12 protein-coding genes are annotated in these 13636 nt (G+C 65.4%); 9 read left to right on the top strand and 3 right to left on the bottom strand.

Features of this window, described 5'->3' with window-relative positions:
* Positions 1-489: 489 nt before the first annotated feature.
* The 3 genes from HF577_RS00730 (at position 490) to HF577_RS00720 (ending at position 3986) form a co-directional block, all read left to right on the top strand.
* Positions 490-1449 (top strand): LysR family transcriptional regulator, encoded by a 960-nt coding sequence (locus tag HF577_RS00730; RefSeq protein WP_169393718.1) that lies wholly within the window; start codon positions 490-492, stop codon positions 1447-1449.
* A gap of 1269 nt (positions 1450-2718) precedes the next feature.
* Positions 2719-3066, top strand: a complete 348-nt coding sequence (locus HF577_RS00725) for a hypothetical protein (protein WP_169393717.1) — start codon at positions 2719-2721, stop codon at positions 3064-3066.
* A gap of 83 nt (positions 3067-3149) precedes the next feature.
* Positions 3150-3986, top strand: coding sequence for an IS5 family transposase (locus HF577_RS00720; protein WP_169393716.1), 837 nt, complete (start codon positions 3150-3152; stop codon positions 3984-3986).
* Between the two features lie 195 nt (positions 3987-4181).
* On the opposite strand, the gene HF577_RS00715 is transcribed toward HF577_RS00720, so the two are convergent.
* The 3 genes from HF577_RS00715 to HF577_RS00705 all read right to left on the bottom strand — a co-directional run bounded on the left by HF577_RS00715 (position 4182) and on the right by HF577_RS00705 (position 6653).
* Positions 4182-4967, bottom strand: coding sequence for a polysaccharide deacetylase family protein (locus tag HF577_RS00715; protein WP_169393715.1), 786 nt, complete (start codon positions 4965-4967; stop codon positions 4182-4184).
* Between the two features lie 101 nt (positions 4968-5068).
* Positions 5069-5560, bottom strand: a complete 492-nt coding sequence (locus HF577_RS00710; protein WP_169393714.1) for a type 2 periplasmic-binding domain-containing protein — start codon at positions 5558-5560, stop codon at positions 5069-5071.
* 52 nt (positions 5561-5612) lie between these two features.
* Positions 5613-6653 carry a LacI family DNA-binding transcriptional regulator gene (locus tag HF577_RS00705; RefSeq protein WP_169393713.1) on the bottom strand — a complete coding sequence of 347 codons (1041 nt, stop codon included), beginning with the start codon at positions 6651-6653 and terminating at the stop codon, positions 5613-5615.
* Positions 6654-6772: 119 nt separating this feature from the next.
* Here HF577_RS00705 and HF577_RS00700 point away from each other — a divergent pair, with 119 nt between their 5' ends.
* From HF577_RS00700 to HF577_RS00675, 6 genes are all read left to right on the top strand, one after another.
* A complete protein-coding gene (locus HF577_RS00700) occupies positions 6773-7117 on the top strand; it encodes a Gfo/Idh/MocA family oxidoreductase (RefSeq protein WP_169393712.1) in 345 nt (114 codons plus the stop codon).
* Between the two features lie 268 nt (positions 7118-7385).
* A complete protein-coding gene (locus HF577_RS00695) occupies positions 7386-8330 on the top strand; it encodes a carbohydrate ABC transporter permease (RefSeq protein ID WP_169393711.1) in 945 nt (314 codons plus the stop codon).
* Entirely contained in the window at positions 8323-9162 is an 840-nt protein-coding gene (locus HF577_RS00690) for a carbohydrate ABC transporter permease (RefSeq protein ID WP_169393710.1), read from the top strand. Before HF577_RS00695 ends, HF577_RS00690 begins: the two co-directional genes overlap by 8 nt.
* A 68-nt stretch (positions 9163-9230) precedes the next feature.
* Positions 9231-10541, top strand: coding sequence for an ABC transporter substrate-binding protein (locus tag HF577_RS00685; RefSeq protein ID WP_169393709.1), 1311 nt, complete (start codon positions 9231-9233; stop codon positions 10539-10541).
* A complete protein-coding gene (locus tag HF577_RS00680; protein WP_211173589.1) occupies positions 10528-11817 on the top strand; it encodes a Gfo/Idh/MocA family protein in 1290 nt (429 codons plus the stop codon). The genes HF577_RS00685 and HF577_RS00680 overlap by 14 nt, the downstream gene beginning before the upstream one ends.
* Positions 11814-12905, top strand: a complete 1092-nt coding sequence (locus tag HF577_RS00675) for a Gfo/Idh/MocA family protein (protein ID WP_169393708.1) — start codon at positions 11814-11816, stop codon at positions 12903-12905. Before HF577_RS00680 ends, HF577_RS00675 begins: the two co-directional genes overlap by 4 nt.
* Positions 12906-13636 lie beyond the last annotated feature (731 nt).

The following is a 13636-nucleotide window of genomic DNA, read 5'->3' as shown; positions in this document are numbered from 1 at the left end:
AAGCAAAAAACTATGCATTCTCCAGGTTGAATTAGTAGTAGATCGAGCGATGGCGCGCCAACATCAATCATTGTTAGCCGTCGGGCCGCCCTTGTAGTGCGGCAATCCGTTTAGAATGATGGCGTCGCTCGATAGCGGCAGCATCTGTGAACCGCTTGCCGCGGCGGACCGGCTCCTCGGTGAGTCGGCCGCGTACCTGGGGGGCGGGCGATGTCGACACCAACCAACGCCAGCTGTGCGTACGGGTGGTTTGCCTCGGTCATGTACGGCACCAGCGAGCGCATTAGCTCTGGCCCCACGTGCCCTTTGGGTCCTTGATGGCGTCCGGATCGATCCCGGTGTCGACCAATACGTATCCCCTACTGGTCCGCAACAGGTACACCGGTACCGGCACAAAGGGATGCAGAACCACATGTAAGCTGGGTGGTTCAGAAGGCACTCGAACCTTCATCATAGAACGAGCAGCGTCATCGTCGACAGGCAGCCCAGATGTCCCTGCTATCGACACGTATCATTGACAAGATGATGGACCGCAAACGCCTCGCCAATGTCGATCTCAACCTGATGCTTGCGCTCGAAGCGTTGATCGTAGAAAAGAGCGTCACGCGCGCCGCGGAACGATTGGGACGCAGCCAACCCGGGCTCAGCTCTGCCCTTGCCCGCCTCCGCCGCCACTTCGGCGATGACCTCCTCGTACGCGGCCCCCGCGGCTACCGGCTCACACCGTTCGCTGCTGCTATGTCAGATGAGGTGCGGGAAGCAGCCGACTACGCGGAGAGGGTCTTTGGCGTCGCCTCGGTCTTTGACGCTGCCACCTGCACACGTAGTTTCACCATCATGGCGTCGGACTACGTCATTCATACGCTCGGACCACTACTGATGCGGGAGATGACCCTGCGAGCTCCCCGCGCGCGCATGCGGCTCCTGCATCCCAGCGAGATGATCACAGATGCACACGACAACCTGCTTCGTGAGCTCGACGCGTGGATCCTTCCGCGAGGCATCAACCGCCCCACCTCAAGCGCCGAGTTGTTCAAAGATCCCTGGGTATGCATTGCCTCCGCTGACAACGCAACATTCAGTGATCAACCGACGCGCGAGGACCTCCGCCAAGCACAGTGGGTGCACTGGTTTCGACACCAGTCCAACCTGCTCCCGTCGCTGAGCTACCTCCGCAACGGCCATCATGATTCTCAGATGATCGTCGTCGAAAGCGTCATGGCTGCACCAGCCCTCATCGCGGGCACCGAGCGTCTGGCAGTTGTCCCGTCACGAGTTGTGGCGTGCAGTGCGGCAAAGGTTCGAATACTGCGCTTACCTCATTCCCTGCCCCGGCTTGTGGAGTACATGTCCTGGGACGAGGCCCGCGAACGGGATCCCGCGCACCGCTGGCTACGCGAGGTCGTGGTCAGATGCGGTCGAGAACTAGATGACCAAGCGACTCCATAGAGGGAGCCCCAGCTCGCCCCTCCGAAAGGACATCAGGAACCCACCGCGGTGAAGTGCCCGGCGCTACGCGGGGCATGCGCGGGTCTGCTCGACACCGGCGCCGGGGTTCCCCGACCTCGGCCAGCGCATCTCGGGCCACGCGGAGGCGCTCCGGTTCATTGAGAGCGTGTTCGGTCAGTGGTCGGCGTCGTGGCGCCGACGAACCCGTAGTACGTGCGGACGTAGTCACGAGCTCGTTCCCAGGGCTGGGGCCGGCGGCCTAAACCGTGGCACGTGGCCTACAACTGAGCCCGTCCACCACCATGGACGCCGCAAAGCGGACGAAGTCGTGCAGCGACTGGTCATGGGACCGTCATCCAGCCGGAACGGGATGGTTCACGAGCATGAGCGCGTGTGGATCCACCCGCTGCCGCACCTGCTGCAGCCACGTGGATGGGGGCGATGCTGCGATGGGCGATTCCCCGAAGTTGAGGCAGTGCCCGGGCGCCCTGTCAACGGCGCGCGAATCTTGACCCCGACTCCCGCGCCTCAGCTCGCGCATGAGGTCCGGGACCCGGATCTTCGCCATCGGCTGCAGCGTCTGCGATGACGTCCGGTGCGCGAATGAGATCAATCTGGGACCGGGAGCTACGTCGGCGCACGGGATCGTGAAGCGCTGCGGACCCTGCTGGTGCACGCCACGACCTCACCATGCCAGCACCGTCCAGATCAACCGGCTCCGTGCGCTGCTACGCGACGGCGATGACGCCAGATGGCCAGCTCGCCCGAGGCGTGTGTGTCTGAGGGGTACCGCTGCGCATGCCGAACCATCCGGCCACCGTCGACCATCCGGCCGGCAAGATCACGTCGACACGCCGACCCCTCTCAAACGCGTTCTTAGAGCGTGTTTGAGAAGATCGAGTTGAGGGTGTGAGGTGTGCTTCTGTTGGCGGGTTGCGGGCCAGCCGCGGGCGTTTGACGGGTGATTGTGGTGATCGCGGCCCAGCGGAGCATGGCCTCGGACATGGCGGGGTGGCGTTCGTAGTGGGGGAAGTGGCGGTAGGCGGTGATCCAGGCGAACGAAGGAGGTGCCCGACGATGGCGAGGTCGCGGTACTGCACGTCGGTGCGCCGCCTGTCGATCTCGCGCCACGCGCCGCTGTTGTAGACCCGCCGGCCCAGCCGTCGAGCGAGGAAACCTCGCCGGCCAGCCGAGCTCGCGCATGTTTGCGGATCGAACGAGCGGTTGTAGTGGACTGCCAGTTCAGTCGATGCCGGCATCATGACTGTCATGACGGAGCAGGCAGACCTTGACCGCGCCGAGTACCGGCGCGCCATGGACTGGCTGTCGTGCGCGGTCCACGAGCTGCCCGCCGGCGTGCTCTACGGGGCGAACGGGGCCTATGCCCGACAGTGCGCGGATTTGGTGAACGGGCTCGACGACGTCGAGCGGCTGTGCACGCGACTCGGGCTGAACGGCCACCAGGCGTTCTTCGACGCGTGCCGATGGCACTTTGAGCACTACGCGCACTACCTTAGCCGGCGGCGCCACTTCGTCGACTACGAGTCCTACACGAGGGACCGCAACGGCCCGGCGCGGGTGCCGAAACCGCCGGCACCACCTCGGTGGCTGCAGTGAGGCTGCTCCTTGAGAGCGAGCGTGTATGAGAAGGATCGGCGCGCCTGCGTGACCTCACCCGCCGATTGATCAAGTTTGGCCGGATGGCACGACGCGCGGGGTATCCCTCGGACACCAGTGACGAGCAGTGGGCTCTGATCGAGCCGCAGCTGCCGCAGGTGCGGACTGGAGGGTGGCCGGAGAAGCACCCCCGCCGCGCCCTGGTGGACGCGATCCTCTACGTGGTGCGGACGGGTTGTGCGTGGCGGCAGCTACCGGCCGACTTCCCGCCCTGGCAGACGGTGTACTGGTACTTCAACCGCTGGGAGGAGGCCAAGGTGACCGAGAAGATCCTGCCGGTGGCGCGTGGGCAGCTGCGGATCCAGGAAGGCCGCAACGCCGAACCGAGCGCCGGGTTGATCGACTCCCAGAGCGTCAAGGGTGCCAACACCGTCGGGCGGAACTCCCGCGGCTACGACGCCGGCAAGAAGATCAACGGGCGGAAGCGGTTCATCGTCACCGACACCCTCGGGCTGCTGCTCACCGTCGTCGTCCTCTCCGCCGGCGTCCAGGACCGCGATGGCGCCAAGCCGGTCCTGCTGGAGACCTACCTGCACACACCGGTCCGGTTCGTCTTCGCCGACGCCGGGTTCGCCGGCCGCCTGCTCGACTGGGCCACCACCATCCTGGCCACCACCCTGCACATCGTGCGCAAGCCCGCTGCCCAGCGCGGCTTCGCCGTCATACCGCGTCGCTGGGCCGTCGAACGCACCTTCGCCTGGATCACTGCACATCGCCGTCTGGCACGGGACTACGAACGCGACCCTGCCGTGTCCGAAGCCATGATCCGCTGGGCTGCGATCAGCACCATCACCCGTCGGATCGCCCGCGGAACTCCTGCTACCCGTCAAGCACGGCGCGTCTGCACACCTGCAAATTGATCTTCTCAAACACGCTCTCAGAGAACGACGGCGCAGCGGGTTGGCTCTCACATGTTGTGCCGGCGCAGGGGTCCCGGCGATCACGGTCTCGGCATAACTCTGCTGAGTTGGTGCAGTCCGGGCTGTTTCCGGTCCGCACGACGTCGTGCGATCGGCTGCCCGCTTCAGTCCCCTAGTCTAGGAATCCGACACAGGTTAACCGCACTCGTGGTTCGGGTTCGTCTGATCGAGCCATACGCGATGGACCGCGCGGCCCGTTTGAAGGGCCGTTTCGAGTGAACAGCCGGAGAGGCCTTTCGCCGTACAGATTTCCAGAAGTGACCGCACGAATGCGCCACGGTCGAGATTTGGTCGGGGTCCGTCATCCACGCCATCGACCAGGGTGGCGAAGCCGTCATGGGCGAGCACCACCGCTCCTGGCCTGTCCATCGCGCCGATCTGCTCCAGTCGCTCGTCGTCGGTCACGTCGCGCCAGTCGTGGCACGAGATGCTCCACATCACCGGCGTCAGGCCGGCGGTGGCGACGGCGCGCCAGGTCGCCGGTGACTGGGCGCCGTAGGGCGGCCGGAACCAACGCACTGATCGCCCTGTCACGTCCTCCAGCTCACGCCTTGCGTCCGCGGTGCGGACGGCTACCGTGTCGGGATGCAGGTGTGTGAGGCGCCGGTGGTCGGGCCCGTGCAGTGCGACCTCGTGGCCTCCCGCGACAACGTCTGCCAGCAGCGACGGGTGACGGCGGGTCCGTGAAAGCAGGACGAAGAAGGTCGCGGTGGCTCTGGCCTCGGCCAGGGCGCTAAGAACCAGGTCCGTTCCGCCTGGTTCCGGGCCGTCGTCGAAGGTGAGCACAACATGCGGTTGGCCGCTCGCCGTGTCCACGGCGACGACGGACGAGCCGACCAACTCAGCCAGGTCGGGTCTGCCGCCGACGTGCTGCTCAACTCCGGCGCAGACACCGCCGCCTTCTGCCACGTCGTCGATCATGCCGAGCCATCCGTTCCTCTGCTGGTGAGCACGCCCCCCTGGCGCGACTGGCCTCGCAGTCGCGCCAGAGGTGGCATGGTGAAACCGTGTACCCGGTCCGATCAGGAGGCTGCGTCGATGGAGCGCTGCAGCTCCTCGACGAAGGCCTTCCCTGCGTCCTGGGGACTGAGTTGGCCGAACAACACCTGCTGGTTGTATCGACCGATCATGATCTGCACATCGCTCGCACCGTTGCGGGTCGTCGCCGGGGCCGGCGCTGATTCGGTCGCCATGGCCGCGGTGAAGTCGAATGCCATCTTGGTGTTCGCATCGAGGCCGGCGGAGAGCGCATCGCGGAACTGCGGGTTGGCCGGCACGCCGCGATCGACGCCGAACAGCTTCGCCACACGGGGGTCGGTGGTCAGGAAGTCGATCAGCAGGCCGGCTTCAGCTGGATGCTCCGACCGCGCGGAGGCCGCCCAGTACATCGAGGGCTTCAGGTACTGGAACCAGGGTTTCGTGTCGGGACCGGTCGGCCAGTTCGCGATGACGTAGGTGTAGCCGGGCGCGGCGCTCTGGTACGAGGTGAGTGATCCGGCGGGGATGAACATCATCCCGACGCGGCCGGTGACGGTGTCACTCTGGTCAAGGGGATTACCATTACCCTCACGGAAGTTCCACCCGTATCGCGGGGGCGCCGGGTGCAGAGGTTGACTCGCGTATGAGGAGAGTGTTGATCGTCTCGGGGGCCGGTGGCGGAGCGGGTTCCCCGCGGACCTCGGCGATGAGCTGCTGCATCGCCTCGCGGCCCTGCCGCTCCCTGTCAACGGCCACCGTCGTGAGCGACGGCGAGCCGTAGCGTGCGATCTCCTCGTTGTCCCAGCCGATGACGCTCAGGTCCTCCGGTACCCGCCACCCGCGGTCGAGGGCGGCGCGGATGGCGCCAACGGCCATCACGTCGTTCGCAGCGACGACGGCGGTCACGCCGGCGTCGGTGGCGAGGTCGCGGATCGCCTCGTAGCCGGCGCGAGCGGTCCAGTTTCCGTCGAATACGGCGTAGGACTCCAGGCCGAGCCGGTCGATCGCCTCGAGGTAGGCGGCCTTGCGGTTACGTGCAGAGGGGAACGTGTCCGGGCCGGCGAGGTGGACGAACCTGCGGTGGCCGAGCGAGGACAGGTAGGCGACGATTTCGCCCTCCATGGAGCCGTCGGCCAGAGCGCCCGCCCCGTGCAGGTTCTGGTCGTACTCCGGTGTGATGACGATGGTGGCCGATCCGTGTGCCCGGGCTCCGGGGTCGAAGCCGGGCAGGGGTGCCAGTGAGAGCACTCCGCCGACGTAACCGGACTCGACGAGTTCCCGGGTCCGTTCTGCTCGCACCTCGCTGCTGCCGTCCAGGCTGACGATCTCGAGCTGGTAGCCGGCCTCATGTGCGACGGAGCTCGCGCCGGCGAGCAGCCTGACGGGGACGAAGCCGGGCAGGGTGGGCAGGACGATGGCGAGGCGGTTCGAGTGCTTGGTCCGCATGGATCGAGCCACGAGATTGGGTCGGTAGTCCAGCGCGCGGATCGCCGCGTCGACCTTCTCGACAGTGGCGGGCTTCAGGCCACCGTTGTGTCGGAGGTACCGCGAGACCGTCTGGTGCGAGACGCCCGCGAGGGCGGCCACCTCCATGATCGTCGGACGGCGGGCGTCGGGTCCTCGGGTCATCGCAGCTCCTTCTCAGCGGGAAAGACTAACAGTTGACGCCAGAGAGGTGATCGTTCACTATCTTGCACGAGCCACAGAGTGAACGATCACTATCGAGGCGCCGGCGCGAAGGAGCATCCGTGACTCGGACATCGAGCCCGGTCAGGGCCGTCGTCGGCGGTGCTGGTGCGGTCGCATCCGGCAGTCACCTGCCTGCCCTTACGGCTCTGCGCGACCGGGTCACGGTGGAGGCGATCGTTGACGTCCGCTCGGAGCGTGTCGAGCGGGCGGCGGACTCCTGGGGTATTCCGCGCCGGTATCACGAGCTGGACCGGATGCTGGGCGAGGCCGCGCCGGAGATCGCCGTTGTCTGCACGCCGCCCGCGGCACATCGCGGCTCAGCAGCCGCTGCCCTGGAGGCCAGCGCCCTGGGTGTGGTGTATGAGGCTTCCAGAGTTCGACGAGATCGCTCGCTACGACGGTGAGGACGGACCTTGGGTCGGGCCCGTCGTTCGCTCGCCAGAGCCGACATTTCGAACGCGTGCCCGGCTAGCTGGAGTTGGAGTAGCCGAGACCGACGCCCACCTGTCGGCTGGTACAGCCAATCACTCGTGGTCCGACATCTTCGGAAGAAGTGGCCCGCAGAAAGGCCAGGACTCCGTCCCACCGCAACCTGACGTGACAGCACGAACGTCTCGATGAGGAGCCGAACATGAACCTCGCGAATGAGCCGTCCTCGCCTGGGGGCCGCTCGTGACAGCGCTGGGAGAGCTGCGCGCGCTAAGCGCCCCGCGGGGAATGCAATCAGCCAGGGAAAAGGCTGCGCGCGGCCGCGACAACAAAGCAGCTGCGATCTTCCTCGCGCCGTGGCTGATCGGACTTATCGGCATCACCTTGGGTCCGATGCTGATGTCGCTCTATCTGGCGTTCACCAACTACAACCTGCTGCAGAACCCGCAGTTCACAGGACTTGAGAACATCCAGCGCATGCTGGGGGACGAACGACTCGGCGCCTCGCTCCTGGTCACCGCAATCTACGTGCTCGTGTCAGTGCCACTCCAGCTTGCCGTCGCACTTGCGCTCGCGATCCTGCTCGATCGAGGAGTTCGCGGACTGCCCCTGTATCGCTCCGTGTTCTACCTGCCTTCGCTGCTCGGCGCGAGCGTGGCCATCGCGGTGCTGTGGCGACTCGTGTTCGGTGGCCAAGGTTTGCTCAACGCGCTGCTCTCACTGTTCGGCATACAGGGTCCGGCCTGGATTGCCGAGCCGCAGACCGCGCTCGGGACGCTGATTGTATTGCACGTGTGGACGTTCGGGTCCCCCATGGTCATCTTCCTGGCCGGCCTGCGGCAGATCCCACGGGAGCTCTACGAGGCGGCCTCGACCGATGGTGCAGGCCGATGGCGCCAGTTCCGCTCGATCACGCTGCCGATGCTGAGTCCGATCATCTTCTTCAACCTGGTACTGGGACTGATCGGCAGCTTCCAGACCTTCACTCAGGCCTTCATCATCTCGAACGGTACCGGAGGGCCGGCAGACTCAACATTGTTCTACTCCCTGTACCTCTACCAGGAGGGATTTTCCAGCCTGCGGATGGGCTACGCGTCAGCACTCGCCTGGCTACTGCTCATCATCATCGCTGCATTCACGGCCGTGAACTTCTGGGCCGCAAAGTACTGGGTCTTCTACAATGACTGAACTCCGCCGCTGGGTACGGGCCCTGTCGAAGCATGTCGCGCTCATCGTGGTCGCCGTCCTGATGATCTATCCGCTGCTGTGGATGGTGGCGAGTTCACTGCGGCCGAACGACGAGATCTTCACCAGCCCCGGACTCCTCATCGATACGTTCGACTTTCGGCACTACCCGGACGGCTGGAACGCCCTCGCCCGCCCCTTCAGTACCTACCTGCTGAACTCGGCCATCGTGGTCGCCGGTTCGGTGGTCGGTAACCTGATCTCGTGTTCCCTTGCTGCCTATGCGTTCGCGCGCCTGCAGTTCTCAGCGAAACGCATCGCCTTCGTCATCATGCTGATTGCGATCATGCTGCCGGTCCACGTGCTGATCATTCCGCAGTACGTGTTGTATGCGCAGATCGGCTGGATCAACACGTTCCTGCCGTTGATCGTGCCCAAGTTCCTCGCGACCGACGCCTTCTTCATTTTTCTGATGGTGCAGTTCATCCGGGGCATACCGGTCGAGCTCGACGAGGCAGCGCGCATCGACGGAGCCGGTCATGCCCGCATCTACCTTCAGATCATGCTACCGCTCATGATTCCGGCGCTCGCGACGACGGCGATCTTCACGTTCATCTGGACATGGAACGACTTCTTCTCGCAGCTGATCTTCGTTACCAAGCCTGACCTGTACACGGTTCCGGTCGCGCTTCGCTCGCTGATCGACGCCCAGTCGCAGTCCGACTTCGGAGCGCTCTTCGCGATGAGCGTCATTTCATTGGTCCCCGTCTTCCTGGTCTTCCTGTTCGGGCAACGTCTACTGCTGCGTGGGATCGCAACCACGGGTGGAAAATAGGGAGCCGGACGCAGGCGTCATCGCTTGGAAAGCCAACACGTAAGAGAGGAAGTGCAATGGTGCATCGTATGCAACGGCGCATGCTCAGGGGCGCCGCCCTCGTGGTTGCCGCCGCCCTGGTCCTTGCCGGATGCGGGATCGGCGCGGGTCCCACCGACGTCGGGCTCACAGACAAGCCGGTCACCCTGACGATGTCCTGGTGGGGAGCGGATGCGCGCACCCAGAAGACGCTCGAGGCGATCAAGCTGTTCGAGGCGGATCATCCGAACATCAAGGTCGAGCCGCAGTACGCCGATTGGAATGGCTACTGGGACCGGCTCGCCACCACCACGGCCGCGGGTGACATGCCCGACGTGATGCAGTTCGACGAGGTGTACCTAACCTCCTATGCAAATCGTGGCACCCTGCTCGACCTCCAGAAGGTCTCCAGCGTTCTCGACACGAGCGCTCTCAGTCCGGACACACTCGACTCCGGCCGTGTCGGCGGCACGCTCGACGCGGTGCCGATCGGGGCGGCGCCGAACGGCGTGATCATCAACAAGACCCTCTTCGACCAGTACGGTGTCGCGTTGCCCGACACCGCGACATGGACCTGGGAACAGTTCACCCAGGCCGCCGTACAGCTCCAGACCGCATCCGGCGGAAAGGTGAATGGAGTCAGCCTCTTCGGCAACGACGCCTTCCCTCTCAACATCTGGGCGCGACAGCACGGCGATCAGCTCTACGGCAGCGATGGTAAGGTCGCAATCTCCCCGGAAACCGTGGCAAGCTATTTTCAGCGTGAACTGGACTGGATCAAAGCCGGCGCATCCGGTTCGGCATCGGAGTGGGCCGAGGGCAACGGCAACACCCTCGACCAGGCCGATATCGTCACCGGTCGGGTCGGGATGATGTTCATCCCCGCCGGGTCGCTCACGTCGTACCAGAGCGCGGCACCCAAGTTCACGTACGTAATCGCGAACTGGCCGACCGATCCCGACACCAAACCCGGGTTCCAGTACCTCAAGCCTTCGATGTACTGGGCGGCCTCCGCGCGGTCGGAACATCCGGCCGAGGCTGGCCTGCTGATCAACTTCCTGACGAACGACATCCGCGTTGCCAAGCTGTTCGGTGTCGACCGGGGCGTGCCGGCCAACCCCAAGTTCCGCGACGCGCTCTCTGCCGGCCTCGATGCGAACACCAAGATGGCATTCGACTTCACGGCGGCCATGGCGACCGAATCAGGGCCGGCGCCGGCACCGACGCCCAACGGCGCGAGCGATGTGCAGACCATGATCGGCCGATACAACCAGCAGGCGTTGTTCGGTCAGCTCAGTCCAGAAGATGCTGGCAAAGCGTTCGTCGAGGAGCTGCAGCGCTCCATCGATGCAGCCTCCTGACCGGACACCAGGTACGTCCAAGACAGGTGTAGTAGTACATCGATCGTCTCACCGACCGCCGAATATGTTGAACAGAGGAGAGATTAGCTACGTGATCAAGGTTGCAATCATCGGCATGGGCAACATCTCCCCGTCCCACATACGCGCCTACCAGACGTTCAGTGACCGGTGCGCCATCGTCGCCTGCTGCGACATCTTGCCCGAAGGAGCAGAGGTGCGGCGCCGTGAGCTCGGCCTAGAGCAGGCGAAGGTGTATGCGTCCCATGCCGAACTGCTCGCGAACGAGGACCTCGATCTCGTCAGCATCTGCACGCCGCCGGCGACGCACGAGCAGATCAGCGTCGACTTTCTCTCCGCGGGGATCAACGTGCTGTGCGAGAAGCCCATGGCACCCTCGCTCGCGGCGTGCGACGCCATGCTGCGTGCGGAGAAGCAGGGCGGAGCGATGTTCTCCACTGTGGCCCAGAATCGCTTCCGTGACGACGTGGCGCGGTTGAAGGCCGTCCTCGACTCGGGCCTCGTCGGACCGGTTTCGCACGTGCAGGTCGACTCGGCCTGGTGGAGAGGTCTGAGCTATTACGACCTGTGGTGGCGCGGTACCTGGGAGCAGGAGGGTGGCGGCTGCACGCTCAACCACGCGGTGCACCACATCGACCTGCTGCTGTGGTTGCTGGGCGCGCCACAGTCCGTGACGGCCGTCCTCGCGAACGCCGCGCACGAGAACGCGGAGATCGAGGACCTGTCGGTGGCGGTGCTCATGTACCAGCGCGCCTTGGCGACCATCACGAGCTCGGTGGTGCACCACGGAGAGCGCCAGCAGATCGTCGTGCAGGGCCGCGAGGCCAGTATCGGCTTGGGGGGCGACGTCGTCGCCGAGATCTCCCAGCCGAACGGGTTCCCGGCGCCGGGCGGCAACGCCGAGCTGCTCGAGCGCCTGCAGGCGCTGACCGCGACGCAGGAGCCGCTGGCGCACACCGGGCACCAGGGGCAGATCGACGACGTCCTGACGGCCATCGAGACCGGTCGCCGTCCAGCCATCGACGGTCATGACGGACGTCGAACGATCGAGTTGATCACAGCGGTCTACCGAGCAGGAATCGAGCGCCGCACCGTCGACCTGCCGCTCGCAGGCGACGACCCGTACTACCGGCCGGGGACCCTGACGGAGCGCGCGCCGAGGTTCTTCGCCACGTCCGCTTCTGTCACTGACCTCGCCGGCTCGATCACCGTCTCGGGGGCCACAGGTCCCGACCACGAGCAGAAGGCGAGCCGATGAGCACGTCCGAGGGCGGCACATACGCACCCACCCCATTGCCCGCTCCGGTCGTGGAGGCCGGCGAGTTCGTCTTCGCGGCGGTCGGCCTCGACCACGGGCACATCTATGGGATGTGCGAGGGGATCATCGGGGCCAACGCCACCCTCAAGTGGGTGTATGACCCCGACCCGGCCAAGGTCGAGCGATTCCGTGAGCGCTTCCCCGACGTGCGGGTGGCCCGGACCGAGGCCGAAGTTCTCGACGATCCGGAGGTACGACTGATTGCTGGGGCGGCCGTCACCAATGAGCGGTGTGCGCTGGGCCTGCGGGTGATGGATGCCGGCAAGGACTACTTCACCGATAAGGCCCCGCTGACGACGCTTGATCAGCTGGCCGCTGCTCGGGAGGCGGTCCAGCGCACCGGGCTGAAGTACGCCGTCTACTACTCCGAACGCGTCCACGTCGAGACGGCGGTGTTCGCCGAGCAGCTCATCGAGCAAGGCGCGATCGGCAAAGTCGTCCAGGTCGTCGGCTTCGGTCCCCACCGTCTGAACGCCGCTAGTCGGCCGGCGTGGTTCTTCGAGAAGGAGAAGTACGGCGGCATCCTGACCGACATCGGCAGCCACAACATCGACCAGATCCTGCACTATACGGGCGCAACAGACGCTCAGGTCGTCAACAGCCAGATCGCGAACTACGCGAATCCCGAGCACCCAGGACTCGACGACTTCGGCGACGCGAATCTAGTCACGAACACCGGCGCCACCGGCTATCTACGCTGCGACTGGTTCACCCCGGACGGTCTACAGACCTGGGGTGACGGTCGTACCTTCATCCTGGGCACCGAGGGGTACATTGAGCAGCGGAAATACATGAACCTTGCCACGACAGACGGGCCCGGCCACCTGTTCCTCGCGAACGGGCGGCAGGAGACGCACTTCCGGGTCGCTGGAAAGGTCGGCTACCCGTTCTTTGGCCAGCTCGTGCTCGACTGCCTCGAGCGCACCGAGAACGCGATGACTCAGCACCACGCGTTCAAGGCCATCGAACTGGCGATCCGGGCACAGAACGGGGCCACAGACCTGTCACCAGAACATCTAGCACGGTGACTCCGGCCGTCAGGTCGGCTCGCTGATGGGGGCGCTCAATGGACGCCGGGCCGCTCCTTGGCATTCGGGGCGGGTCCACGACGGCGAGGCGGTACCACGCAGCTTTCCCAGCTCGAGGCGGGTGTGCTTGCGGACGGCGCACCGCTACGAGCCCAGGACGGCGACCGCGCACATACGGCTGTCGTCACCGGCGGACGTATCGAACTGTCTACTGGGGACAGCTACCGGCTGCCCGACGAAGCCGGGGCGGTCGTGCGCGGGAGGAAGTACGTCAGCGGGATGAGCTTCTGGCTGGCCGAGCGGCGGCCGGGGGAATGGGTATCGCTCCGGGACGTCTTCGACGAGGCGAAGCGGCAAGGCCAGATCAGAACCAGGCGTGGCCGGTCCCGCTGAGGGCGTCCACTCGGAGTTGCTCGAGGGGCTCCGCGTGTGGCCGGGCACCTTGGGTGAACTGCACGGGCAGCTTGGGCCCTGACTTGCGGTCACGCGCGCCAGCGCTGGTCTGCTGCTGAGGCGAACCATCCGCCGACGGTGAACCTGCGCGAGGGCGTCACGTTGACCGTGCTCAAAGCTGGTCGGTTGTCTCTTGGCCCCGAGCAACCGTCATCAGAGGGTCGCGGCCTTGCTCGCGTCCCAGCCGGACGGTCCGCCCGCCGTTGATGTAGACGATGCGAAGGCTCGACGACGACACGCCGGGCGGCGGCTACTGCGGATCCGGGACGCCATCGCAG

Origin of the sequence: Pseudonocardia xinjiangensis (genome assembly GCF_012911925.1) — a bacterium.
Taxonomy (GTDB): domain Bacteria; phylum Actinomycetota; class Actinomycetes; order Mycobacteriales; family Pseudonocardiaceae; genus Pseudonocardia; species Pseudonocardia xinjiangensis.
This window is presented reverse-complemented; position numbering and strand designations above follow the sequence as displayed.